This window comes from Chitiniphilus eburneus (assembly GCF_005048205.1).
GTDB classification, from domain to species: Bacteria; Pseudomonadota; Gammaproteobacteria; order Burkholderiales; family Chitinibacteraceae; genus Chitiniphilus; species Chitiniphilus eburneus.
In genome coordinates, this window is sequence record NZ_SUMF01000014.1 from 1 (window position 1) to 26,099 (window position 26,099).

Below are 26,099 nucleotides of genomic sequence, written 5' to 3' on the forward strand. Positions count from 1 at the left end.
CAGGTTGCCGTTGGCGTCGTAGGTGAATGTGGTGCTGCGGCCCGGTTCGGTGATGCTGGCGGGCAGGCGCAGGGTGGAATGCCAGGTGGTGGTGATGGTGCGCGCTTGCGGGGTGCCGGCGGCAACGCTGGCACTAAGCGGCAGGTTGCGCGTCAGGTCGTACTGGTAAGTGGTGAGCGTGCCGTTGAAGTCGCTGACATTGACCAGATTGCCCTGGGCATCGAAAAGCTGGGAGCGCGATTTGTTGTCGAACTGGCGCGTTTCGCCAACCGGCCGGCGAACGCCCAGCACATCGGCCAATGTGTAGACCCAGGTGGTTGCCAGCGGGTCGATCACGGTCGCGCTGTTGATCTTGTCGGTGGCATCGCGCCCATAGGTGATGGTGTTGCGATCGACACTCGCGGCGTGCTCGCTCAACGAGGCGGCCGCTTTGGCGTCGTAATCCCATTTGGCGTAGGAAATGGCGCTTTCGTCGATGATCTCGGTCAGCAGCGTGGGCACGGTGGTACCAGCCACCGTCCGGTCCACATAGCGGTACTGGCGGCTGGTGTTGTCCGGGTAGGTCACACTGCTGAGTACACCGGCGGTGTAGCCATAGCCAATGACGTGGTTGCTCGGCGTGGTCACACTCGTCAATTGTCCGGTCGCGTTGTAGCCCAAGGTCAGGGTGCGGCCCACGTAGTCGGTAATCTTGGTCAGCCGGCCGGTGGCGTCGTTGGTGTAATCGAGGAACTGGCCGTTGCGAAAGGTGCGACGCAGCAGTCGGCCGTCGGTGTTGTAGCGTTCGACCGTCCGGTCGGCGGTGGTGTATTCCCAGCCGTCGGCCAGTTTCTTCACGGTATCGACGATATCCGCGTCGCCCTGCCATTGATCGGCCACACCGGGCTTGGGCACGAAGTGGATCACGGCACCGGAACCGCGCCGGACGTACACCTTGCTCTGCGCGGCGACGAACACCAGGCGGAAATCGTGATTGTGCTGCCAGCGATTGCCCAGCACGCCGGCGTCCGCGCCCACACCCGAAGACTGGCTGTCATAGCTGCGGGTGAAGCTCAGGCCGGTGCCGGCGGCTTGCGCGTAATCCACTTCGGTCTGCAGTTTGCGGCCGCTATTGAAGGCAATCGGATTGCCGCATTGGCTACGAATCGGCGTGGCCGGGCCGGCGGCGGTGAACAGCGGCGTCCAGTCGCCCCCATTGGGCACATCGCAGCCGGTGGTTTCCTTCACTTGCGGCGGGAATGGCACATTGGGCATGCAGGGCGGAACGGTCGGCCCATGTTGCAGGTAGAGAGGCTGCTTGAACACGTCGAGGTAGACAGCGGTCCGCACCGGATACGCGGCCACGGTCAGGCTGACGTTGGCGCTGCCAGGGGCACCATCATTGATGGTGCCGGTGTAGTTCTTGTGCACGACAACCAGATGCGTGCTGCATTGATTCTTGAACACGCGGGAGTTGTAGCGCATGCCCTGGAGCGTGCCATTGCTTTCGATCTGGCTCGGAAGCACCCAACCCACCTCGAACGCGTCCGGGAAGCCCAGGCTGGAGTCATACACGACCACCTTGCCTGCGCTGCAACGAATCGGCGAGAGCTTGTAGAGGAACTCGCCCGCAGTATTCGGCCCATCGGTGGCGGTGATCTCGCTGCCGATCAGGGTATTGGCCACCGAGCAGGTTGCCCCCCAGGCCTGCCCCGCCCCACCCAGCAACAAGGCGGCGGCCAATGGGCGCAGCAAGGCGAAATGCCGTGCGCGGAGTTGGGCCTTGTGCTGGATCGAGACGACCGCAGGTTTTTTATCTTGCATTTTGTCAATTTCCACGACAGTGCCAAGTTAGAAACAAGAATGTGCGCCGTTATACATGACGCACCATTCAATTTCGTTGGCATATCGAGGTAACAAGACAAATGGGCGGAAGCAGGAGACAGGCGTCGTGCACCGCAACAAGAGCGGCAAAAGCTTTCAGGGGAAGGGCTAAAAATGCGCCTCAAACAGCGATTTCTTTACTCTACGGCTTATTGAGTAAGCATTTCTAGCGCATCGCCCGCGCGAGCTAATGGATTCCCCCTCCACGCCAGAGGAGGACATGGGCATGTTCTCGCCCAAAAAAAGCCATCAAAAACAAATGGCATTTCAATTGCAAATCGGCATTCGCCAATGCAAAAAGGCACGGCTCCAAGTTGGGCATCCAGCGACCATCCGTAAGAATAATAGGAGTCACCACGTTGTCATAGCCCGTGGCGCTTTTCAACCTTGCAGTCATACGTAAGAATCACCCGCCCCTCGTCATCCACACTTTCCAGCTTTACGGTAAACCCCCACAACCGCGCTACATGCTTCAGGACCTCGTGCACGCTGTTGGCCAGAGGGCGGCGCTGGTGCTGGTAGTGGCGAAGCGTCAGCGCTCGGTCGGTGCGGGTGTTCACCTCGTAGACCTGGATGTTTGGCTCGCGCGCAGCCAGGTTGTATTGCTCCGCCAGCTTGCGCCTGATCTCGGCATAGCCCGCCTCATCGTGAATCGCCGAAACCTTCAGCCGCGCGTTCTGGTCGTCATCCAGCACGGAGAACAGATGGAAATCGCGGATCAGCTTGGGTGATAGGTATTGCGCGATGAAGCTCTCGTCCTTGAAGTTGCGCATGGCGAAATCCAGCGCTTCGCGCCAGTCGGTGCCGGCCAGTTGCGGGAACCACTGCCGGTCTTCCTCGGTGGGTTCGGTGCAGATGCGCTGGATATCGCGATACATGGCAAAGCCCAGCGCATAAGGGTTGATGCCGTTGAAATAGGGGCTATCCACGCCTGGTTGCGCCACGACATTGGTGTGGCTGTGCAGGAACTCGAACATGGCCGCGTCAGTGAGCAGACCTTCATCGTACAGCCGGTTCATCAGGGTGTAGTGCCAGAAAGTGGCCCAGCCTTCGTTCATCACCTGGGTCTGGCGCTGGGGGTAGAAATACTGCGCCACCTTGCGCACGATGCGCACCAGCTCGCGCTGCCAGGGTTCGAGCAGGGGGGCGAATTTTTCGATGAAGTACAGCAGGTTTTCCTGCGGTTCATCGGGAAAGCGCGGCGTCTGCTGCGCTTGTTCGCGCTCTTCCATCAGTCGCGGAATGGTGCGCCAGAGCGTGTTCACCTGCGATTGCTGGTATTCCTCGCGTTCGACCAGCCGTGCCCGCTCCTGCGCCAGCGACAGCTTCTGCGGGCGCTTGTAGCGATCCACCCCATAGTTCATCAAAGCGTGGCAGGAATCGAGCAACTCTTCCACTTTGTCTTCGCCGTGGCGCGCCTCGCATTCGGCAATGTAATGCTTGGCGAAAACCAGGTAGTCGATGATGGCGTCGGCCTCGGTCCAGGTCCGGAACAGATAGTTGCCCTTGAAAAAGCTGTTGTGACCAAACGCGGCGTGGGCAATCACCAGTGCCTGCATCGTCATGGTGTTTTCTTCCATGAGATAGGCGATGCAGGGATTGGAATTGATCACGATTTCGTAGGCCAGCCCCATCGCGCCGCGCTGGTAGTGCTTCTGCGTGGCGAGAAAGTGCTTGCCATAGCTCCAGTGGTGATACATCACCGGCATGCCCACCGAGGCATAGGCGTCCATCATCTGCTCGGCGGAGATGATCTCGAGCTGGTTGGGATAGGTATCCAGGCCGAAGTCAGCGGCAATACGGGCGATTTCGTCGTAGTAGCGCTGGATCAGTTCGAAGGTCCACTCGGAGCCGGTGGAGAGCGGCTCTGCCGTGGCATCGGTATGGGCGAGGCGAGTCATGGGCGACCTCTGCTGCGTGACCGCCGCCGGCCATCGCCGTGGCGGAATATCGAATCAACGGGGCCTGCTGCCGGGTCTGGGCGGGCGATCACGCCGCGCTGCGTTCACCCAGGCCGGCCTTCTTGAACAGGTCGCGGAACACCGGCCAGATTTCGCCGGCTTCACGAATGCGCCGCATCGTGAAATGGCGGTACTGCGCCGCGACACGCTCGTACTCGTACCAGAGATTCTGCGGCTCGCCTTCCGTGATCTCCACGTAGGCGTAGTACTGGAGCAACGGCAGGATGTCGTTCGCCAGCAACTCGCGGCAGGTGGGGGAATCGGAATCCCAGTTGTCGCCGTCCGATGCCTGGGCCACGTAGATGTTCCAGTCGTTGCTGGGGTAGCGTTCGAGAATGATCTTCTTCACCAGCTTCAGTGCCGACGACACCACGGTGCCACCGGTATCGCGAGCGTGGAAGAACTCGTCCTCGTTCACTTCGAATGCCTGCGTGTGATGGCGCACGAACACCACCTCGATCTTCTCGTAGGCCCGCTCCAGAAACAGGTAGAGCAGGATGAAAAAGCGCTTGGCGATATCCTTTTTCATTTCGTCCATCGAGCCCGATACATCCATCACGCAGAACATCACCGCCTGGGTGGTGGGATTGGGCACACGTACACGGTTGCTGTAGCGCAGGTCGAACGGATCAATCCAGGGGATATGCGCCAGCCGCCCCTTGTGCTCGCGGATTTCGGCCATCAGCGCGATCACCTGCGGGTCATGCTCGTCGCAGGTTTCCAGCAACTCATCCAGTTTTTCCTGCGCCGCGTTCAGGTCTTCCATCGGCGTGGCGGACAACGCGATGCGCCGGCCGAGAGCGCCGCGCAGGCTGCGCAGTACGTGGATGTTGGTGGGCGTGCCATCGCTGGTATAGCCCGCGCGCATCGGCTTGAAAGTGGTGGTCTGCTGGAGCTGGGTCTTGATCAGGTTGGGCAGCTCCAGATCGTCGAAGAAGAAGTTGAGGAACTCCTCACGGGTCAGTTCGAACACGAAGTCGTCCTGCCCTTCCCCACCGTCGCCCGCGCCACCGCTGCCTCCCCCACCGCCGCCACTTTGCGGGCGGTCGAACTCATCGCCCTTGATGTATTCCTTGTTTCCGGGAAACACCCGCTCCCACACACCGCCCTGTGCGTGGCCGAACGTGGGTTCGTTGATGTCCTTGACCGGAATCGATACCTTTTCGCCGCGCTCGATATCGGTAATCGAACGATCCTTGACGGCGCGCGCCACCGCCTCCTTGATCTGCCCCTTGAAGCGTTTCAAAAAGCGTTCGCGGTTCACCGCCGATTTGTTCTTGCCATTCAAGCGCCGGTCTATCAGATGGAACATGGTCGGTTTCCTGTGTGGCGTGAAGGGCACCCCGCCAGGGCGGGCCGGGCGGACAGGGGAAGCGATGCGGGGCTTCGCCTCACCTGGCCGATTCAGCGATCCGCCGTCAGGATGATTTCCTCACGCGCAAATACCATTCGCACAGCAATCGCACCTGCTTGGCCGTATAGCCCTTGGTCACCATGCGATTGACGAAGTCTTCGTGCTTTTTTTGTTCCTCGGCGCTGGCCTTGGCGTTGAAGGAGATCACCGGCAGCAGTTCCTCGGTGTTGGAGAACATCTTTTTCTCGATCACGGTGCGCAGTTTTTCGTAGCTGGTCCAGGCCGGGTTCTTGCCGGCATTGCTGGCCCGAGCCCGCAGAACGAAATTGACAATTTCGTTGCGAAAATCCTTGGGATTGGAAATCCCCGCCGGCTTTTCGATCTTTTCCAGTTCATTGTTGAGCGCATTGCGATCGAATGCTTCGCCGGTATCCGGATCGCGATACTCCTGATCCTGGATCCAGTAGTCGGCAAAGGTGACATAGCGGTCGAAGATGTTCTGCCCGTATTCGGAATAGCTTTCCAGATAGGCCGTCTGGATTTCCTTGCCGATGAATTCCACATATTTCGGCGCGAGGTATTCCTTCAGGTAGCTGATGTAGCGCTGCTCGGTTTCCTGCGGAAACTGTTCGCGCTCGATGCTCTGCTCCAGCACATACAACAGATGCACCGGGTTGGCGGCCACTTCCTGATGGTCGAAATTGAATACCTTGGACAAAATCTTGAACGCAAAACGCGTGGACAGGCCGGTCATGCCTTCATCGACCCCGGCAAAGTCGTGGTACTCCTGAATCGACTTGGCCTTGGGATCGACGTCCTTCAGGTTTTCACCGTCGTACACCTGCATCTTGGAAAAGATGCTGCTGTTCTCCGGCTCCTTGAGCCGCGACAGCACCGAGAACTGCGCCATCATCTTCAAAGTGCCGGGGGCGCACGGCGCCTCCGCCAGCGACGAATTGCGGATCAGCTTGTCGTAGATGCGGATTTCCTCGGTCACCCGCAGGCTGTACGGCACCTTGACGATATAAATGCGGTCGAGGAAGGCTTCGTTGTTGCGGTTGTTGCGGAACTGCTTCCATTCGGATTCGTTGGAGTGCGCCAGGATGATGCCTTCGAACGGAATCGCGCCAAAGCCTTCGGTGCCCTTGAAATTGCCTTCCTGCGTAGCGGTCAGCAATGGATGCAGGACCTTGATCGGAGCCTTGAACATTTCGACGAATTCCAGCAATCCCTGGTTGGCCAGGCACAGGCCGCCGGAATAGCTGTAGGCATCGGGGTCGTCCTGGGCGTATTTTTCCAGCTTGCGGATATCCACCTTGCCCACCAGCGACGAAATGTCCTGATTGTTCTCATCGCCCGGTTCGGTCTTGGCGACAGCGATCTGCCGCAGTACCGACGGGTAACGCTTCACCACGCGGAACTGGTCGATGTCACCACCATATTCCTGTAGCCGTTTCACCGCCCACGGGCTGGGAATGGTGCGCAGGTAGCGCCGCGGAATGCCGTACTCCTGTTCCAGGATGTCGCCATCCTCATCGACATTGAACAGACCCAATGGCGACTCGTGGACGGGGCTGCCCTTCAGGCAGTAGAACGGCACACGCTCCATTAGCTCCTTCAGCTTTTCGGCGATCGAGCTTTTGCCGCCGCCCACCGGCCCCAGCAGATAGAGAATCTGCTTCTTTTCCTCCAGCCCCTGCGCAGCGTGGCGGAAGTAAGACACCACCTGTTCGATCACCTCTTCCATGCCGTAGAACTCGCGGAACGCCGGATAAACCCGGATCACCTTGTTCTGGAACATGCGGCTGCGCCGGGCGTCCAGGCGGGTATCGATCATTTCCGGCTCGCCGACCGCCATCAACATCCGCTCGGCGGCAGAGGCATAGGCGGCCGGGTCCCGTTTGCACAGCTCCAGATATTCCTTGAGGGACAACTCCTCTTCGCGGGTTCGTTCGTAACGCGAGGAAAAGTGATTGAAGATATCCATGAGGCACCTCCAGCGGCGTGGGACGAGGGCAAGTCTGGTTTTTAGGCAAGCTCGACACAGAAAGTTCGAGTGCTCGGGATGAACAGTTACGTTATAGACGCGTGCCTGCGACGGCCGGAATGCCGTCGGCATGCCGAGGTGGGCCTGAGAATGAAAACCGGTATTTAGAGCGGGAAATAACTTAAGGGAATCAGCACCCTTTGCGGGTGGCTGCCGGTGGTCGATTCGACCACAGGTCGCAGGCTCAGCCCACCTTGGACTGTTGCGCCACGTACACACTGACGCGATTGCGCCCCGCGTGTTTGGACTGGTACAGCGCTTCGTCCGCCGCCTGGGTCACTTCGGCAGCCGTGGCGAATGGTGGCGCGAACTCGGCAACCCCCAGGCTGGCCGTGACCGCGATGTGCTCATCGCCGCTGACGATCGTCTCGGAGCCGATGGCAAAGCGAATGCGTTCGGCGGCCGCGCGTGCGCCTTCGATATCGGTCTGCGGCAGGATCAGGATGAATTCCTCGCCACCATAACGACCAAAGACATCCGGCTCGCGCAAGCCGGGCTGCACACGCCGCGCCACTTCGCGCAGCACCTCATCACCCGCCAGATGGCCGTAGGTATCGTTGATGCGCTTGAAGTGGTCGAGATCAAGCAGCACCACGCTGAATGGCACCGCCTGATAACGCTGGATGCGCTGGATCTCGTCGAAAATCCGCGCGTCGATGTAGCGCCGATTGAACACCCCGGTGAGGCCATCGCGATTGGAGCTTTCTTCCAGCTTCTGCATCGCGCCCTGCATCATGGTCTGGTAGATCGCCGAATCGGTGGCATCCAGCAATGTCACCACCACGGCTTCGACCTCACCGCTCTCGTCGCGCATGGGCATGAAGGTGAAGTTTTGCCGCATGTAGTCGATGCCGCCGGTAATGGGGCGATTGTGCTGGAAGCGAAACAGGTAGGGGCGCTGCTCCCAGGAGGTGAAGGCAAAATTCTTCAGCACGAAGACACTGTCGATCTTCTTGACCAGCCATTTCTGCGGCAACTCGGGAAACAGCTCGAACAGGTTGCGCCCGATCGCCGCTTCACTTTCAAGCCCACTGTGATGGGCCATGAAACGGTTCCAGAGCAGCACCCGGTATTCCCGATCCAGCATGAAAATACCGGCATTGATTTCGCTGACGATGAAATCAGCGGGCGAGAGCATTTAGAAGTTTTCCATGAAGGCATCGAGCGCCGACTTCAGCGCCACGATGGACTCCTCCGGCATCAACGTCATCAGATGGCAGGTGAAATCGCGCACCTCCAGGGTGAAGTGCACTTCCACCAGCAATGCGTAATTCCAGGTCAACTGCTGCGGATTGATCAGCCTGCCAACCTCGACGTTCTCGGCCATGATGGTGGGCGCGGAAAAGCTGAGCTTGGCTTGCAGCAGCTCGGCAATGCCATTGAGGCAGGCCCCGACCAGCACATTGCCCACGTCCAGCAGCAACTCGCGCTCGCTGTCACGGTCGATGTCGTCTTCGTAACCCATCAGGTCCGCCAGATCGCGGCACCCGTTCTCGTCGTAGACCACCATCGCCTCGCCGCGCAGCGTGCCGGAGAACGCCTGGCGTATCGCCGTCACGGACTGGGGCGTACCCACCAGTTGCAGGATATTGCCGGCGATGTTGGCAGATTCGGTGATGTTGATTCGCGGCACCGACAACTGCACGAATACTTCCAGGATCTGCGCCAACTGCGCGCCGGCCTGCCCCATCGCGATATTCGTGACTTCCTGCAACGCATCGCGTTGATCAGGCGTGAGCAGCAGTTGGTCATTCATCGCGATTCCCGTATTCACAGCGCAATCCCGTATTCGCGAAGAATAGACTCGATCTGGGTCGGCTCCACCGGCTTCTTCACAAAGGCCAGCGCGCCCAGCTGACGCACGCGTTCGCGCGCCAACGGCTGGATATCGGCCGACACCACGATGACAAAACTATTGAGGCCTTCCGCCTGGAGCGTTTCCAGCACGCCATAGCCATCCAGTTCCGGCATGGTGAGATCAAGAAACATCACCTCCGCCTTGCCCTCGCGGTAGGCGGCCAAGGCTTCCAGGCCATTGCCTGCCTGTGTGATTTCAACATCCCACCCCGCAGGCAGGGCCTTAATCAACATCTTGCGCGCCATGACTGAGTCATCGACGACCAGAATCGGCGTAGGCATCGACCGGTTTTCCCCGAAAAACGTGTTTTTATAGTACGTAAGCAAACTGAGGTGGCTAGTGTAGACGATGCCACTCTATTTGTGGATAGCGCATCCGACGGTTGTGCGCAGCTTACCGCCAGGCAGTCATTCTGACGAGGCCGACGGCGATCAGGATCAACCCTAATGCCTGCCTGATCCAGGGCTTAGTCAGCCAGCGACGTAAAGTTTCCGCCGCCATTCCGATCGCCAGCAAATTGGGAAGCGTGCCCAATCCAAACATCATCATCAATAATGCCCCACTTGCTGTCGAAGAGCTTGCCATTGCAGTCAAACTTGCAGAATAGACCAAGCCGCACGGCAGCCATCCCCACAAGGCCCCGACCACCAGCGTATGCCGCCAGCGCCGGATCGGCAAAAAGCGTCGCAGGAACGGTTGTATACGCCGCCACAGTGGCAGACCCAGCATTTCGAGCCGAACGAACCAGCGGGCCCAGCCAGCGATATACAACCCCATGACGATCAGCAGCAGATTCGCCAAAAACCAGAGTGCAATCTTGATGGGGTTAAGGGCAAAGAGCGCCGGCAGGCTGCCCAAGGTGCCGACCAGCGCGCCAATCAAGGTGTAACCCAGTACGCGACCGATGTTGAACCCAACCAGATAGGGCCAGCGCGGCCCGGGAGGCAACTGGAGCGTGAACGCCGTGACCACGCCGCCACACATGCCCAGGCAATGCCCGCCCCCGACCAATCCGGCCAGGAACAAGGCAAGCAAGCTGATATCGGGAAGCGGCATCGAGAAAACCAGTCGGGAGCGGGTTGCGACAATGATCCAGGCCCAAGCCATGAACCACGCTATCCACGCCCTCGCCAATGCAAAGGCGGCCCCCGACTCGGAAACGGTGATCAGATCAGGCGGGAATATCCTTCCGGACGAGGTTGATCCCGCAGATAGCGGTCAAAGACCATGGCGATCGAACGAACCAGCATGCGGCCACGCGGCGTGACCTCCATCCCCTCTTCGTCGATCACCAGCAGCCCGTCATCGATAAAGGCAGAGAGCGCGCACAATTCTTCCGCAAAGTAGCTACCGAAATCAATGGTGTAGCCAATTTCGATGCGGGAGAACTCCAGTCGGAACTGGCACATCAGCATCTGGATGACCGCGCGGCGAACCAGATCGTCACGCGTCATGAGCCGGCCTCGCTCCACGGGCAGTTCGCCGGCATCCAGGGCGGCGTAGTACTCGTCGGTGGTCTTGACGTTCTGGGCATACATGGTGCCGATCATGCCGATCGCCGAGATGCCGAACGCCATCAGGTCGCATTCCGGATAAGTGGAATATCCCTGGAAGTTGCGCTGCAGGCAGCCACGCCGCTGGGCGATGGCAAGGTCATCATCGGGCAGGGCAAAGTGGTCCATGCCGATGTAGACGTAACCTTCCTGCTGCAAGGTCTCGATGCAATCGCCCAGGATGTCCAGCTTCTCCGACGGTGTCGGCAACAGTGTTTCATCGATACGGCGTTGCGGCATGAAGCGCCCCGGCAGGTGCGCGTAGTTGTAGAGCGCGATCCGGTCCGGGCGAATGGCGGCCACGCGTGAAATGGTCTTGGCGATGCTCGCCCGCGACTGCAACGGCAGACCGTAGATCAGGTCGACGCTGACCGAGCGAAAACCAGCGGCTTTCGCAGCCTCGATGACGCCACGCGTCTGGGCTTCGGGTTGCACCCGGTTCACCGCGATTTGCACCGCGGGGTCGAAATCCTGCACGCCGACACTCATGCGATTGAAGCCGTAGCCCGCCAGGGCCGCGATGGTGCCAGACCTCACCTTACGCGGATCAATCTCAATGGAATATTCACCTTCAGGGTGCAGATCGAAGTGACGACGCACCTCGGACATCAGCTTTCCAAGCTGCGCATCGTCGAAAAAAGTGGGGGTTCCACCACCCAGATGCAGCTGCTGAACCGCGCCCTTCCTGGCAAGGCCGGCAGCGGCCAGCGCCATCTCGCGCTCCAGGTAACTCAGATAACTGGCGGCTTGCGCCCGATCTTTGGTTATGACTTTATTACAGGCGCAGTAGTAGCAGATCGTGTCGCAAAAGGGCAGATGGAAATATAATGAGAGCGGTTTGGCGGCTGTCCCGGGCTGTCGCAGCTCAATGGCTTCACGATAATGTGCAGCATCGAGCGCGACAAACCGGTCTGCTGTTGGATACGATGTGTACCTTGGGCCTTTGCCGTCGTAGCGTTCGATCAAGCCTCGATCGAAAACTGCCCGTTGCAAGTCAAAACCAGCGTCCATGTCGTATTCGCTCTCAGTTCGTCTTGAGCCGCAAGCTTGCCTGTGTCTCTTCTGCGAGCTGTTGAGCCAGATCAAGGCAAAACCGGCCGGCCTGGCGCATATGCCCAACGGCCATCAATCTGTCAGGCGACTATGAGCATGCTCTCTCCCATACCCGTTCGCGAAATCGGCCTCAAGCATCTACGTCAGGCGTGTTCCAGTTGTAGCCTGCGTGAGCTGTGCCTGCCTCTTGGGCTATCGCCTGACGAGATGCATGCAGTGGATGCCCTGGTTTCCCAGGGCAAGCCGATCAAGCGCGGGGAAGCGCTCTACCGTGCAGGCGAACCGTTCCGTTCGTTGTTTGCTGTCCGGCTGGGCTTCTTCAAAACAAGCGTGGTTTCGGAAGACGGACGCGAGCAAGTCACCGGCTTCCACATGACGGGCGACCTGATCGGGATGGATGCCGTCAGCACGGATTTCCATACCTGCGACTCGATCGCGCTGGAAGACAGCGAAGTGTGCGAACTGCCCTTCGCCGACATGGAAGAACTGGCGCGGAAGATTCCGTCGCTCCAGCATCACTTCTACAAGGTCATGAGTCGCGAAATCGTGCGCGATCATGGGGTCATGCTGCTGCTTGGCAACATGAAGGCGGAAGAACGCATCGCGGCTTTCCTGCTTAACCTGTCGCAACGGTTTGCGCTGCGTGGCTATTCGTCGTCCAGTTTCCACCTGCGGATGACCCGCGAAGAAATTGGCAGCTATCTTGGACTAAAGCTCGAAACAGTAAGCCGGACCTTGTCCAAGTTCCAGGACCAGGGTTTCATCAAGGTGCAGAACCGACTGATCGAACTCATCGATCAGGACGCACTGCGCCATCTTGTCAGCAACTGCCCGGGGTGATCGACATGGCTGGCTCAGTTGGTTTACTCGCGCCGGCCGATCTACTTCCCAGGCTGGTGGCACGTCTCAAGCAGGATTCCCCACTTGCCTTTGCGGCCAGCGAACTGCCCGCCGCCCTTCCCCAGGGGTTGCTGCTGCTCGACGCTACGCATGCCCTGCCGGATTTACCGGGGCTACAGGCCAAGATCCACGCGGCGGGCGGCGAACTGATCGATTTCAGGGTGCTGTTCGATCACCCCGCCGCCGCCGAGTACGGCTGGATGATTGCAGTCGGTGGCTCTGCCCAGGCACAACAGCTGGCCGCCCCCTGGCTGGATCAATGGGCGCCACTGCCCTCGGGGTGGTTGCGCGGTGGCGGGACAGGCGCAGGCTGCCTGTTCGGCACCCTTTCCCAGTTCTGGGCATTGCAGCAAAGCGATGTCGTGCAATGGCTGGCCGATCGCGGCCCGCACGGCATCGCCGCTTTTGACCCCGTCAGTTGGCAGGAACAGGCGGGCAAATACGTTCCCGACGCCATCCAGCTGGCCAAGGACTATCTGGTGGTCGAGGAGCAGGCCGGCAATGCGCCAGCCCTGAGTCCCGCCTCCATGATGTGCCGCACGCTACTCGCCAGCGTTCAGGCATCCTCTTCCGCATGACTTCCCGATAAAAAAAGAGCGGCTGATCAGCCGCTCTTTTTCATTGATGCGTACAACCTGGATCAGGCGCTCTTGCGACGCACAGCGGCCTTGGCGGTTTGCTCGGCACCGTTGACGGCGGCCTGCGCAAAGTCGGAAGCCAGCTTCTGGGTCGTCTTGGCCACGCTGTCGTAGGTGCTGGCAGCGGATTCCACTGCGTTACGCAGAACGGACACGGCAGCGCCGGTGCCGTTCGGAGCAGAGTCGATAGCCTGGTCGAGCGTGCTGATCAGGTTCTTGTTGAAAGTCAGAACCTGTTCTTCGATCAGCTTGGACAGCTCATGCTGGGTGGCGCTCGCAGCGTCGAACACCGAACGGGCCACATCCAGGGTCTTGTCCACGGACGGCTGGGCCAGTTGGCGTTGCAGCGCGACCAGACCCTGCACATCCTTCACTTCGGCCAAGGCCTTGGTGGTCTGGGCATGTTCGGACAGCAGTTCGCGAGCCACGCCCATTTGCAGGGCAACCAGGCGCTCAACACCGCTCAGGGCGATCTGCGACAGGCGAAGCGACTTTTCCAGGCCAGCCTGGTTGGCTTCGGCAAACTGGGCGGCGTTGAATTGGGGAACGTTGAACATTTGAAAGTTTCTCCGAAAAAATTTGATGGTGCATTGCAACATACGCAATTGTCGGGAGACGCCTTCATGATGTCAAGGTGGTTTTTGTGCATCGCAACATGACAATGACAAACGGTAGCCGCAGACAACAAAAAAGGCAGCTTCGAAAGCTGCCTTTTCATTGACTGGCCTGAAGACCGGTCAGGCCCTGACGTCCACATTCTGCCCCAGATTGGGCGGATTGACGGTAGCCGGCTGCGGCAAGGCCTGCAACAGCGATGCCACGTTCTGTTGTTGGGCGTCGAGCGACTTCCGCAACACGTTGTTGGCCACGGCAACCTGGGCCGGTGCCGCATTGCTTGCAGCGTTTACCAGCGACATTTCCATGATTAGCCCCTTCTAATACATCTTCCGTAACCATACGCCGCATGGGGGGCGATGACAAGGCACGGCAGGTCATCGAGGGTGCGGAACCGGGTTTTCAGCCCCCTGGGCTGGGGTAGAATGCGCGGATGAAATCCCCCGCCTTCATCCATCTCCGCCTGCATTCCGAATTCTCCGTCGTGGACGGCATCGTCCGCATCGACGACGCCGTCGACCGCGCCAAGGCGCTGGGCCAGCCCGCCCTCGGCGTTTCGGACCTGATGAACCTGTTTGGCATGGTCAAACAGTACAAGGCCTGCCGCAGTGCGGGCATCAAACCCATCATTGGTCTCGACGCCTGGGTCGAGAACGAAGAAGACCGCGAAAAGCCGTTCCGAGTGCTGCTCATCGCCAGGAATCGCGATGGTTACGGCCGGTTGTGCGAACTGCTGACCGACGCCTACCGCCTCAACCAGTATCGGGAACGGGCGGAAATCAGGAAAGAATGGCTGGCAGCGAAATCCAACGCGGATCTGATCTGCCTGTCCGGCGCCTACCTGGGTGAGCTGGGCCAGGCTTTGCTCAACGGCAACTACGACGGCGCGCTGCAAGCCGCGCGGTGGTGGGCCGCCCAGTTCCCCGGCAGTTTTTATCTCGAGCTCCAGCGTACCGGGCGTTCGGAGTGCGAAACATCGGTTCAGGGGCATCTCGATATCGCCTCCGACCTCGATCTGCCGGTGGTCGCGACCCATCCGATCCAGTTCATGGAACCCAGCCACTTCAAGGCGCACGAGGCGCGGGTCTGTATCGCCGAAGGTTTTGTCGTGGGCGACAAGCGGCGCCCGCGCAATTTCACGGAAGAACAGTATTTCAAGAGCACCGAGGAGATGGCGGAACTGTTTGCCGACGTCCCCGAAGCGCTGACCAATGCCGTCCAGATCGCCCGTCGCTGCAACGTCAACATCCAGTTGGGCAAGAACTACCTGCCGGACTTCCCCACACCGGACGGCATGACGCTGGACGACTTCCTGATCCATGAAGCCAAGGCCGGCCTGGAAAAGCGGCTGGCGCAACTGTACCCGGACCCCGCGTTACGCGATGCAGAGCGGCCCCGTTACGAAGACCGGCTGAAGTTCGAGACCGACACCATCATCCAGATGGGCTTCCCCGGCTACTTCCTGATCGTGGCGGACTTCATCGTCTGGGCCAAGCACAACGGCTGCCCGGTCGGCCCGGGCCGGGGCTCGGGTGCCGGCTCGCTGGTCGCGTACAGCCTGGGCATCACCGATATCGACCCGACCGCCTACGCACTGCTGTTCGAGCGCTTCCTGAACCCCGAGCGGGTATCGATGCCCGACTTCGACATCGACTTCTGCCAGGACAACCGCTGGCGCGTGATCGAATACGTGCGCGAGAAATATGGTGCCGAGGCGGTCAGCCAGATCGCCACCTTCGGCACCATGGCCGCCAAGGCCGTGGTGCGCGACGTCGGGCGCGTGCTCGATCTGCCCTATATGTTCTGCGACGGGCTGTCCAAGATGATCCCGGCAGCGCCCGGCAAGCAGTATTCGCTGGACGACGCGGTGGAGATGGTGCCGGAACTGGCCGAGCGCGTGCGCAACGAGGATGAGGTCAAGGAGCTGTGGGAGCTGGCCAAGACACTGGAAGGCCTGACCCGCAACATCGGCATGCACGCGGGCGGCGTGCTGATCGCTCCCGGCAAGATCACCGATTTCTGCCCCGTCTATCAGGCCAGCGGCGCCGAGGCGTCCCCGGTTTCGATGCTGGACAAGGACGACGTCGAACAGATCGGCCTGGTGAAGTTCGACTTTTTGGGTTTGCGCAACCTGACCATTATCGAACTGGCGCTGGAATACATCGAAAAGCAGACCGGGCAGAAGCTCGACCTGATGAGTCTGGGCTTCGAAGACCAGGCCGCCTACCAGGTCTTCCGCGACGGCAATACCACCGCCGTGTTCCAGGTTGAATCGGACGGCATGAAGCGGCTACTGGAAAAGCTCCAGCCCGACCGCTTCGAAGACATCATCGCTGTACTGGCGTTGTATCGCCCGGGGCCGCTGGGTTCCGGCATGGTCGATACCTTCATCAACCGCAAGAAGGGGCTGGAAGCCGTCGACTACTTCCACCCCGACCTCACCGCCTGCCTGGACCCCACCTACGGGGTGATCGTGTACCAGGAACAGGTGATGCAGATCTCGCAGATCATCGGCGGCTATACGCTGGGCGGCGCCGACATGCTGCGTCGTGCGATGGGCAAGAAAAAGCCGGAGGAGATGGCCAAGCACCGTGCCACCATCGCCGAAGGCGCAGCCCGAAAAGGCTACGATCCCGCGCTGGCCGAGCATCTGTTCGACCTGATGACCAAATTCGCCGAGTACGGCTTCAACAAGTCGCACACGGCCGCCTACGCAGTGGTCAGCTACCACACCGCCTGGCTCAAGGCGCACCACACCGCGGCGTTCATGGCCGCGACCATGAGCTCGGAACTGGATAACACCGACCAGCTCAAGGTGTTCTACGACGACTGCGTCGAGAAGAACCGCCTCAAGCTCCTGCCGCCGGACGTCAACGCCAGCTTCTACCGCTTCGTCCCGGTGGGCCCGCGCGAGATCCGCTATGCGCTGGGCGCGGTGAAGGGCGTGGGCGAGAGCGCGGTCAACATGATCGTCACTGAACGCGAGGCCAACGGCCCCTTCACCGACCTCTACGATTTCTGCCGCCGTACCGACAAGAAGGAAGTGAACAAGCGCGTCATCGAGGCTCTGATCCGGGGGGGCGCCTTCGATGCCATTGATGGCCACCGCGCGCGCCTGCTGGCCAATGTCGAGCAGGCGATGAGCCTGGCGGAGACCGAAGCCGCCAACGTCAACCAGGGCAGCCTGTTCGACGTGTTCGAGCCTTCCGCCGTCCCCACGGTCGAGATCATCGAAGTACCGCTCTGGGACGACAAGATCAAGCTGGCGGAGGAAAAATCCGCCATCGGCTTCTATCTGTCGGGCCATCCGTTCGATGCGCACGCGCGCGGCATCCGCAGCTTCCTCAAGACACGGCTGGACCGGCTGGAGCCCCGCAAGGAACTACAGTACCTGGCCGGCATCGTTTCAGGCATCCGCATCAAGAATGGCGATCGCGGCCGCATGGCGTTCGTCACGCTGGACGATGGCAATGCCCGCATCGAGGTCTCGTTGTTTTCCGAGGTCTTCGAGGAAAACCGTACCAAGCTGAAGGACGACACCCTGCTGATGGTGCTCGGCAAGGTCAGCGAGGATCGCTTCAATGGTGGCATCCGGGTCGTGGCCGATGCGGTGATGGATGTCGCCGAAGCGCGCAGCCAGTTCGCGCGTGCCTTGTCGATCTCGCTCAATGGCAACGCCGACGCTGCCAGACTGCAAAGCCTGCTGGCCGACTACACCGGCGGGCGCTGCCCGGTGGAGATCGACTACCGCACCGACGGCGCGCAATGCCAGTTGCGCCTGTCCGACGACTGGCGCGTCACCCTGCACGAGGAACTGATCGATACGCTGAAGCAGGGGTTTGGCGCCGAAAGCATCGTCGTGCGCTTCTAGCCCGCCTGCCACACCATCGCGATCCGGCACCGGGTCGCGATGGTCAGGCAGTGACGCATCCCACACTTGCCTCGCGCTGGTCAGCCCCTGCCTGACCCCTATCGCCACGGGCGCGCTTCAAGCGGCCCCATCCGGCAAAACCCTAGCTTGTAATCGCCCATTCCGCCGTCCAGCATTCTTGAGAAACCACATGAACTTCTGAAGCGTGTCGGTCATCTGGCACGTCCCCCAACGGCGATGAGGATGTCTTCCATGGATGAAGAACTGAAGAAAAAAGCGCTCGAGTATCATCGCCTGCCCCGCCCCGGCAAAATCCAGGTCGTGCCCACCAAGGGGCTGTCGAGCCAGCGTGACCTCGCGCTGGCATATTCCCCCGGGGTTGCCGCCGCCTGCATGGCCATCGTCGAAGACCCGGCCGAAGCACGGAACCTCACCGCGCGCGGCAATCTGGTGGCCGTCGTCTCCAACGGCACCGCCGTGCTCGGCCTGGGCGACATCGGCCCGCTGGCGGGCAAGCCGGTGATGGAAGGCAAGGGGGTACTCTTCAAGAAATTTGCCGGGATCGATGTCTTCGATATCGAGATCGAACAGAAAGACCCCGAGAAACTGGTGGAAATCATCGCGGCGCTGGAGCCCACCTTCGGCGGCATCAACCTGGAAGACATCAAGGCCCCGGAATGCTTCTACGTGGAACGCAAGCTGCGCGAGCGGATGAAGATCCCGGTGTTCCACGACGACCAGCACGGCACCGCCATCATCGTCGGCGCGGCCGTCAAGAACGGCCTGCGTCTGGTGGGCAAGGACATCGCCACCGTCAGACTGGTGGCCAGCGGCGCCGGCGCCGCGGCCATCGCCTGCCTGGACCTGCTGGTATCGCTGGGCATCCGCCGGGAAAACGTGCTCGTCTGCGATTCCAAGGGCGTGATCCACAGCGGCCGCACGGGGCTGGATGAAACCAAGCAGCGCTACGCACGCGAAACACCGCATCGCACGCTGGCCGACGCCATCGACGGCACCGACATTTTTCTCGGCCTGTCGGGCGCCGGGCTGGTCAGCGCAGAGATGGTCACCCGCATGGCGGACCATCCGCTGATCCTGGCACTGGCCAACCCCGACCCCGAGATCACCCCGCCCGAAGCACGGGCCGCGCGGCCCGATGCCATCGTCTGCACCGGTCGTTCCGACTACCCCAACCAGGTCAACAATGTCCTGTGCTTCCCGTTCATGTTCCGGGGCGCGCTCGACGTGGGGGCGACCACCATCACCGAAAGCATGAAACAGGCGGCGGTGGATGCGATCGCCGACCTGGCCATGGCCGAACAATCGGACGTGGTGGCCGACGCCTACGTCGGGCAGAACCTGAAGTTCGGCCCCGACTACCTGATTCCCAAGCCATTCGATCCGCGCCTGATCGTGAAGATCGCGCCCGCGGTGGCGCGCGCCGCCATGGAAGCCGGCGTGGCCACGCGCCCCATCGAAGACTTCGCCACCTATGCCGAGGAACTGACCCAGTTCGTCTACAAATCCAACCTGTTCATGCGCCCGGTCTTCATCACGGCGCGCAAGGCACAGAAGCGCGTAGCGTTCTGCGAAGGAGAAGACCCGCGCGTACTGCATGCGGTGCAGGAAGTGGTCGACCTGAAGCTGGCCTACCCCATCCTGATCGGCCGGCCACGCGTGATCGAACTGCGTATCGAACAACTCGGCCTGCGGATCAAGGCCGGTGTCGACTTCGAGATCTGCAATCCGGAGGACGACCCGCGTTACCGCGATTACTGGACGCTCTATCACCAGATCATGGAGCGCCGTGGCGTCTCCGAAGAACTGGCGCGGGCGGAAGTACGCGGCAAGACCACGCTGATCGGCGCGCTGATGGTCCGGCGCGGCGAGGCGGATGCATTGATCTGCGGCACCCATGGCCAGTACCACCGCCATCACTGGTACCTGCACAATGTGCTGGGGCGCGAAGCCGGCGTCAGTACCACCGCCGCGATGAATGCGCTGCTGATGACCAACGGCAACATCTTCATCGTCGATACCTACGTCAACCAGGACCCGACCGCAGAGCAACTGGCCGAGATCACGGTGATGGCGGCCAACACCGTGCGCAAGTTCGGCATTCAGCCCAAGGTGGCGCTACTGAGCCACTCCAGCTTCGGCACCCTGGACAGTGCGTCGGCGCGCAAAATGCAGACGGCGCTGGCCCTGGTGCGCGAACGTGCGCCCGATCTGGAAGTGGATGGCGAAATGCACGGCGATGCCGCGCTATCGGCGGAGATTCGCGCGCAGGTGTTTCCGAATTCCACCCTGAAGGGCGAGGCGAACATCCTGGTCATGCCCAATATCGATGCCGCCAACATTTCGTTCAACCTGCTGAAGATCTCGGCGGGCGACGGCGTGACCATTGGTCCCATTCTGCTGGGCATCGCCGCGCCGGCACATATCCTTACCCCAACGGCTTCGGTGCGGCGTATCGTCAATATGGCCGCGCTGGCGGCCGTCGAGGCGGCAACCCAAAACTGAGGAACGAATCATGAGCGAATTCAACCCCAATGATCCATTCGGCTTCTTCAACCAATTCTGGAAACCGGGAGCCGCCAACCCGTTCATGCCGCCGCTGACCGAAGAGGAAATCGATCGCAAGATCATCGAGATGCGCACCATCGAGCAATGGCTGACCATGCAGGTGGGCATGCTGCAAATGACGGTGAAGACACTGGAATTGCAAAAGGCCGGGCTAGCCGCGTTCAAGCAGGGACTGGAACCAAAAGGCGGCGATCACGACGAACGCGGATGACCAAGCTTTCCTCCTCCCTGGCGCTGTCGGCGCTGCTGCTGGCGCTGGCCGCCTGCACCACCACGCCCCCCGGCACGCAACCTGTCACGCCGACGCCGGGCCCCGCACCGACACCCACTCCGCACCCGACCTATCGCCCGGTGGCGTGGTCCGCGTTGCCCGACGTAAGCGACGGCGATCTCGTCGCCGGCTTCAATGCCTGGCGCAATGGCTGCGCCAAGGCCCGGAGCACGGCGCTCAAGGACGTCTGCGCCGAGGCGAAAACCCTGGCGCCCGATGCCGTCACCATCCGCAACTTCGTCCAGGGACGCCTCGCGCCCTACCAGTTGATCAACCAGGACGGCAGCGAACAAGGCTTGATCACCGGCTATTACGAGCCGGTCTATCCAGGTAGCCTGAGCCGCACGGCCACCGCCAATGTGCCGGTCTACGGGCAGCCGGACGACCTGATCACCGTGGATCTGGCGGAGGTGTATCCCGAACTGAAGGGCAAGCGCCTGCGCGGACGGCTGGAAGGGCGCAAGCTCGTCCCCTACCCGGACGCCGGCACCATCCAGCGTGCGGGACTGGAAGCCCCCGTACTGGCCTGGCTAACCGATCCGGTCGATCTGCAATTCATGCAGATCCAGGGTTCGGGCCGGGTCAGGCTGGCCGACGGCAGCGAGTTGCGCCTGGGCTACGCCGATCAGAACGGCCGGCCTTACAAGCCGGTGGGGCGCTGGCTGGTAACACAGCAACTGCTGCCCGCCAGTGCAGTCTCGATGCAATCGATCCGCACCTGGGCCACGCAGAACCCGCAGCGCATACCGGAACTGCTCGCCAGCAACCCGAGCTTTGTGTTCTTCCGCGCGCTGCCGCCGTCCGACGACGGTCCCATCGGCGCGCAGGGCGTGCCGCTCACCGCCGGCTATAGCCTGGCCATCGATCCACGAACCGTGCCGCTCGGCAGCCTGATGTTCATCGCCACCACCCGGCCGGACGACCGCAGCAAGGTTCATCGCCTGATGGCCGCGCAGGATACCGGCGGGGCCATCGCGGGGAAGGTACGCGCCGATTTCTTCTGGGGCAAGGGCGATGCCGCTGGCGAACTGGCCGGCCGGATGAAGCAGGATGGCCAGCTCTGGCTGCTCTGGCCCAGGGATGCGCCGCCCCCCGACCATCAGGAGCCCTGAACGACGGCCTCCTGCCATCCCGCATGCCACCATCCAGCACCGTGCATGCCACCGCGTGTTGTACCGGACACGGCGGGGCCGGTCGGCAAGTTGACCACCCCGCCCCGCTTGGGCAAGATGCGGACTTATCCCAATTTTCTTTGTCCGCTCCCCATCATGGCGTTTCACTCCACCGAAATCTGGCTCGAATGGCGATGGCGTCGCTGGTAACCCTTCCAGCCGACCGCTTTTTGCATTGATCCAGTTTCGTTAGGAGTCATCATGATTTCCCGTGAGCAATTCGCAGCGCTTGCTGCGCAGGGCTACAACCGCGTACCCCTGGTTCTCGAACTTTTCGCCGATCTCGATACCCCCCTGTCGGTCTACCTGAAGCTGGCCAACCGCCCCTATTCCTACCTGCTGGAGTCGGTGGTGGGTGGCGAACGTTTTGGACGCTATTCCTTCATCGGCCTGCCGGCCCGTACCCGACTAAAAGTCGTGGGTCGTCATGTGGAAGTCATTCGCGACGACCAGTCGGTCGAAAGCCACGACGGCAACCCGCTCGATTTCATCGCCGAATTCCAGGCGCGTTTCAAAGCGCCGCAACTGCCAGGCCTGCCGCGCTTCCTCGGCGGGCTGGTCGGGTATTTCGGCTACGAGACCATCGGCTACATCGAAAAGAAGCTGGCCGCGAGCAACAAGCCCGACCCGATCGGCGCCCCCGACATCCAGTTGCTGCTGTCCGAAGAACTGGTGGTGGTGGATAACCTGTCGGGCAAGCTGTTCCTGGTGGTCTATGCCGACCCGTCGCAGCCGGACGCCTACGACCGTGCGGAATCCCGCCTGCTCGAACTGCGGATCCAGTTGCGCGAGCCGGTGCGCCCGCCGCTATGTGGCCCTGCGGCGAACGTCGGCGTTCCGCAGTCGGAGTTCGGCGAGCAGCCGTTCAAGGATGCGGTACTGAAGGCCAAGGAGTACATCCGCGACGGCGACGTGATGCAGGTGGTGCTGGCACAGCGCATGACCGTACCGTTCGAGCAGGATCCGCTGGCGCTGTACCGCTCGCTACGCTCGATCAATCCCTCGCCCTACATGTTCTTCTACCACTTCGGCGACATGCATATCGTCGGCGCTTCGCCGGAAATCCTGGTGCGGCTGGAAGGCGAGACCGTCACCGTCCGCCCCATCGCCGGCACCCGCCCCCGTGGCAAGACCCGCGATGAGGACGAAGCACTGGCAACCGAACTCCTGGCCGACGCCAAGGAAATCGCCGAGCACGTGATGCTGATCGATCTGGGCCGCAACGATGCCGGGCGCGTGGCGCAGACCGGCTCGGTCAAGCTGGTGGACAAGATGATCATCGAGCGTTACTCGCACGTGATGCATATCGTCTCCAGCGTGGAAGCCCATCTGAAGCAGGGACAAAACGCGGTGGACGTACTGCGCGCCACCTTCCCCGCCGGCACCGTGTCCGGCGCGCCCAAGGTGCGCGCGATGGAGATCATCGACGAACTGGAACCCACCAAGCGTGGCGTTTATTCCGGCGCGGTGGGCTACCTGGGATTCAATGGCGACATGGACGTCGCCATCGCACTGCGTACCGCCGTCGTCAAGAATGCAACCCTCTACATGCAGGCCGGCGCCGGCATCGTCGCCGACTCGGTGCCAGAGAGCGAGTGGCAGGAAACGTTGAACAAGGCACGCGCCGTGTTGCGCGCCGCCGAGCTGGTTCAACGCGGGCTCGATGCCTGACCCACACAGATACAAGGAATCCTGCCATGTCCCTGCTGATGATCGATAACTTCGACAGCTTTACCTACAATCTGGTGCAGTACTTTGGCGAGCTGGGCCAGGACGTGCACGTCTATCGCAACGACGAGATCACGCTGGAACAGATCGAAGCGCTGCAACCGAAGTACCTGGTCGTATCACCCGGCCCCTGCTCCCCCACCGAAGCAGGCATCTCCGTCGCCGCGATCCAGCACTTCGCCGGCAGGTTGCCCATCCTGGGCGTGTGCCTGGGCCATCAATCCATCGGCCAGGCGTTCGGTGGACGGATCGTCCACGCACAGACCTTGATGCATGGAAAGGTTTCCCCCATCGAACACACCGGAGTGGGCGTCTTCAAGGATCTCCCCTCGCCGTTCACCGTCACCCGCTATCACTCGCTGGCCATTGCCCGCGACAGCCTGCCCGACTGCCTCGATGTCACGGCCTGGACGGAAGACGGCGAAATCATGGGCGTGCGGCACAAGACGCTGGCCATCGAAGGGGTACAGTTCCACCCGGAATCGATCCTGACCGAACACGGCCACCAGATGCTGGACAACTTCCTGCGGGAATGGGCCTGACGCCGCCACGGTGGGGCAGCGTGCCACCCATGTGGCGCTTGCGTCCCACTGTGCCCTTCGCCTGAGCGCCCGCTTCGTCCGGAAAACCGGCTGCGGGCCGCCAACTGATACGACAGAACCAAGGAACAGGACTCATGATTACCGTCCAGGCCGCACTCAACCGCTTGATCGACAGCAACGAACTGTTCTACGACGAAATGCTGCACCTGATGCGGCAGATCATGACCGGCGAGCTGACGCCGGTGCAGACCTCCGCATTGCTGATGGGGCTGCGCACCAAGGTGGAAAGCGTTTCCGAAATCGCCGCGTCGGCCACCGTCATGCGCGAATTCGCCACGCCGGTGCAGGTGCAGGACCGCCGCCACCTGGTGGATACCTGTGGTACCGGCGGTGATGGCGCCCACACCTTCAACATCTCCACCTGTGCCGCCTTTGTCGCTGCGGCCGCGGGGGTCAAGGTCTGCAAGCACGGCGGACGATCGGTCTCCTCGTCCAGTGGCTCGGCCGACGTACTGGAAGCGCTGGGCGTCTCCCTCAACCTGACGCCGGAGCAGGTCGGCCACTGTATCGATGCCGTGGGTATCGGCTTCATGTTCGCGCCCAACTATCACCCCGCGATGAAGTACGTCGCGCCGATCCGCCGCGAACTGGGCGTACGCACCATCTTCAACATCCTTGGCCCGCTGACCAACCCGGCCGGCGCCGACAACCAGTTGATGGGCGTTTTCCACCCCGATCTCGTCGGCATCCAGGCCCGCGTGCTCAAGCAGTTGGGTTCCAGGCACGTCATGATCGTGCATGGCCGCGATGGGCTGGACGAGATTTCGCTCTGTGCCAGCACGCAGGTCGCCGAACTGAAGGATGGCGACATCACAGAATATGAAATCGATCCACGCGACCTGGGCTTCGAGCTGTGCGACGTCAAGGCCTTGCACGCAGGCGATGCCGCGCAATCCATGGCGGTCATCGAGCGCGTGCTGGCCAATGAGGCGGGCCCGGCGCGCGACATCGTCCTGCTGAATGCCGGCGCCGCCATCTACACCGCCGACGTCACGGTATCGCTGGAAGACGGCATCAATGCCGCCCATGAAGCCCTGGCCAGTGGCGCCGCGCGTGCGCGGCTGGACGCGCTGGTCAACCTGACCCAATCGCTCGCGAAATAGACGAAGAACACCATGTCCGACATCCTGAAGAAAATCTGGGCGACCAAACACGAAGAGGTCGCCGCCGCCCGCGCTGCCATTCCGCTGCACGCCATTCGCGAAGCGGCGGAAGCCAGCGCACCCGCCCGCGATTTCATCGGCGCCCTGCGTGCCAAACACGCCAGTGGCCTGCCCGGCGTGATCGCCGAGATCAAGAAAGCCAGCCCCTCCAAGGGCGTGATTCGCGAACAGTTCGACCCACCCGCCATTGCCGCCGACTACGCGGCCCACGGCGCGGCCTGCCTGTCGGTCCTGACCGACCGGCAGTACTTCCAGGGCGAGGCCGACTACCTGAAAGCCGCGCGGGCAGCCTGCGATCTGCCAGCGTTGCGCAAAGACTTCATGGTCGATGAGTACCAGGTGTTCGAAGCGCGCAGTTGGGGGGCGGATTGCATCCTGCTGATCGCGGCCGAGTTGTCGCTGCCGCAGATGCGCGATTTCGAAGCCATTGCCCAGGCGCTGGGCATGGCGGTGCTGGTGGAAGTACACAATGGCGCCGAACTCGATCTGGCGCTGCAACTGGCAACACCGCTGGTGGGCATCAACAACCGCAACCTTCGCACATTCGACGTCACGTTGCAGACCACCCTCGATTTGCTGTCGGCCATTCCCTCCGAGCGCATCGTCGTCACCGAAAGCGGCATTCTCCAGCCAGCAGATGTTGCATTGATGCAACAGAATTCGGTGCATACCTTTCTGGTCGGCGAGGCATTCATGCGGCAGCCATCCCCCGGGAAGGCGCTTGAATCCTTGTTTTTCCGCTAAAACCTGTCAGTTTCGCCACCCCTTAGGGGATAGCTCCTATACGCCCGCCTTCGCGGGCGTTGTCATATAAGCGTCATCCGCGCGCCCTATGCTCCCCCTGTTGCCGTTCTTAAATACATA

At 61.4% G+C, this 26,099-nt stretch carries 21 protein-coding genes; 10 read left to right on the forward strand and 11 right to left on the reverse strand.

All coding sequences use genetic code 11. The annotated features are described in order from the left end of the window. From FAZ21_RS12430 to hemN, 9 genes are all read right to left on the reverse strand, one after another. Window positions 1–1,803: DUF6531 domain-containing protein (locus FAZ21_RS12430; protein WP_136773765.1), on the reverse strand; the 1,803-nt coding region annotated here is incomplete at its 3' end. Between the two features lie 422 nt (window positions 1,804–2,225). Further along, the gene (locus FAZ21_RS12435) at window positions 2,226–3,764 is read right to left on the reverse strand and encodes a SpoVR family protein (protein WP_136773766.1); all 1,539 of its coding nucleotides are present in this window, start codon (window positions 3,762–3,764) and stop codon (window positions 2,226–2,228) included. 88 nt (window positions 3,765–3,852) lie between these two features. After that, complete coding sequence (locus FAZ21_RS12440) at window positions 3,853–5,136, reverse strand: YeaH/YhbH family protein (RefSeq protein WP_136773767.1); 1,284 nt, start codon at window positions 5,134–5,136, stop codon at window positions 3,853–3,855. 106 nt (window positions 5,137–5,242) lie between these two features. Further along, window positions 5,243–7,165 (reverse strand): PrkA family serine protein kinase, encoded by a 1,923-nt coding sequence (locus FAZ21_RS12445; RefSeq protein WP_136773768.1) that lies wholly within the window; start codon window positions 7,163–7,165, stop codon window positions 5,243–5,245. A gap of 244 nt (window positions 7,166–7,409) precedes the next feature. Then, window positions 7,410–8,363 (reverse strand): sensor domain-containing diguanylate cyclase, encoded by a 954-nt coding sequence (locus tag FAZ21_RS12450; protein WP_136773769.1) that lies wholly within the window; start codon window positions 8,361–8,363, stop codon window positions 7,410–7,412. Then, window positions 8,364–8,981 carry a chemotaxis protein CheC gene (locus tag FAZ21_RS12455; RefSeq protein WP_136773770.1) on the reverse strand — a complete coding sequence of 206 codons (618 nt, stop codon included), beginning with the start codon at window positions 8,979–8,981 and terminating at the stop codon, window positions 8,364–8,366. Window positions 8,982–8,995: 14 nt separating this feature from the next. After that, window positions 8,996–9,364 carry a response regulator gene (locus tag FAZ21_RS12460; protein WP_136773771.1) on the reverse strand — a complete coding sequence of 123 codons (369 nt, stop codon included), beginning with the start codon at window positions 9,362–9,364 and terminating at the stop codon, window positions 8,996–8,998. 112 nt (window positions 9,365–9,476) lie between these two features. Next, window positions 9,477–10,190, reverse strand: a complete 714-nt coding sequence (locus FAZ21_RS12465; RefSeq protein ID WP_246038628.1) for a sulfite exporter TauE/SafE family protein — start codon at window positions 10,188–10,190, stop codon at window positions 9,477–9,479. A gap of 59 nt (window positions 10,191–10,249) precedes the next feature. Then, entirely contained in the window at window positions 10,250–11,647 is a 1,398-nt protein-coding gene (gene hemN, locus FAZ21_RS12470; RefSeq protein WP_136773772.1) for an oxygen-independent coproporphyrinogen III oxidase, read from the reverse strand. Between the two features lie 132 nt (window positions 11,648–11,779). Here hemN and fnr point away from each other — a divergent pair, with 132 nt between their 5' ends. Both fnr and FAZ21_RS12480 read left to right on the forward strand, forming a co-directional pair. After that, complete coding sequence (gene fnr, locus FAZ21_RS12475; protein WP_246038630.1) at window positions 11,780–12,529, forward strand: fumarate/nitrate reduction transcriptional regulator Fnr; 750 nt, start codon at window positions 11,780–11,782, stop codon at window positions 12,527–12,529. Then, on the forward strand, window positions 12,526–13,167 hold the full coding sequence (locus tag FAZ21_RS12480; protein ID WP_136773773.1) for a hypothetical protein: 642 nt from the start codon (window positions 12,526–12,528) through the stop codon (window positions 13,165–13,167). The genes fnr and FAZ21_RS12480 overlap by 4 nt, the downstream gene beginning before the upstream one ends. 62 nt (window positions 13,168–13,229) lie before the next feature. Here FAZ21_RS12480 and FAZ21_RS12485 read toward each other — a convergent pair whose 3' ends face one another. Both FAZ21_RS12485 and FAZ21_RS12490 read right to left on the reverse strand, forming a co-directional pair. Continuing rightward, complete coding sequence (locus tag FAZ21_RS12485; RefSeq protein WP_169307382.1) at window positions 13,230–13,784, reverse strand: phasin family protein; 555 nt, start codon at window positions 13,782–13,784, stop codon at window positions 13,230–13,232. A 180-nt stretch (window positions 13,785–13,964) separates the two neighbouring features. After that, a complete protein-coding gene (locus FAZ21_RS12490) occupies window positions 13,965–14,150 on the reverse strand; it encodes a YjfB family protein (RefSeq protein WP_136773775.1) in 186 nt (61 codons plus the stop codon). Window positions 14,151–14,275: 125 nt separating this feature from the next. Between FAZ21_RS12490 and dnaE the strand changes: the two genes are divergently transcribed. The 8 genes from dnaE to trpC all read left to right on the forward strand — a co-directional run bounded on the left by dnaE (window position 14,276) and on the right by trpC (window position 25,979). After that, window positions 14,276–17,713, forward strand: a complete 3,438-nt coding sequence (gene dnaE / locus FAZ21_RS12495) for a DNA polymerase III subunit alpha (RefSeq protein WP_136773776.1) — start codon at window positions 14,276–14,278, stop codon at window positions 17,711–17,713. A 252-nt stretch (window positions 17,714–17,965) separates the two neighbouring features. Next, complete coding sequence (locus tag FAZ21_RS12500; protein WP_136773777.1) at window positions 17,966–20,236, forward strand: NADP-dependent malic enzyme; 2,271 nt, start codon at window positions 17,966–17,968, stop codon at window positions 20,234–20,236. 10 nt (window positions 20,237–20,246) lie between these two features. Further along, window positions 20,247–20,510, forward strand: a complete 264-nt coding sequence (locus FAZ21_RS12505) for a PhaM family polyhydroxyalkanoate granule multifunctional regulatory protein (protein WP_211243449.1) — start codon at window positions 20,247–20,249, stop codon at window positions 20,508–20,510. Then, the gene (gene mltA / locus FAZ21_RS12510) at window positions 20,507–21,682 is read left to right on the forward strand and encodes a murein transglycosylase A (protein WP_136773778.1); all 1,176 of its coding nucleotides are present in this window, start codon (window positions 20,507–20,509) and stop codon (window positions 21,680–21,682) included. The genes FAZ21_RS12505 and mltA overlap by 4 nt, the downstream gene beginning before the upstream one ends. A gap of 261 nt (window positions 21,683–21,943) precedes the next feature. After that, window positions 21,944–23,413 (forward strand): anthranilate synthase component I, encoded by a 1,470-nt coding sequence (gene trpE / locus FAZ21_RS12515; protein WP_211243450.1) that lies wholly within the window; start codon window positions 21,944–21,946, stop codon window positions 23,411–23,413. Window positions 23,414–23,439: 26 nt separating this feature from the next. Further along, a complete protein-coding gene (locus FAZ21_RS12520) occupies window positions 23,440–24,012 on the forward strand; it encodes an aminodeoxychorismate/anthranilate synthase component II (protein WP_136773779.1) in 573 nt (190 codons plus the stop codon). 134 nt (window positions 24,013–24,146) lie between these two features. Next, window positions 24,147–25,175: an anthranilate phosphoribosyltransferase gene (trpD, locus tag FAZ21_RS12525; RefSeq protein WP_136773780.1), complete on the forward strand. Its 1,029-nt coding sequence runs from the start codon at window positions 24,147–24,149 to the stop codon at window positions 25,173–25,175. 12 nt (window positions 25,176–25,187) lie between these two features. Next, complete coding sequence (gene trpC / locus FAZ21_RS12530; RefSeq protein WP_136773781.1) at window positions 25,188–25,979, forward strand: indole-3-glycerol phosphate synthase TrpC; 792 nt, start codon at window positions 25,188–25,190, stop codon at window positions 25,977–25,979. Window positions 25,980–26,099: the final 120 nt, after the last annotated feature.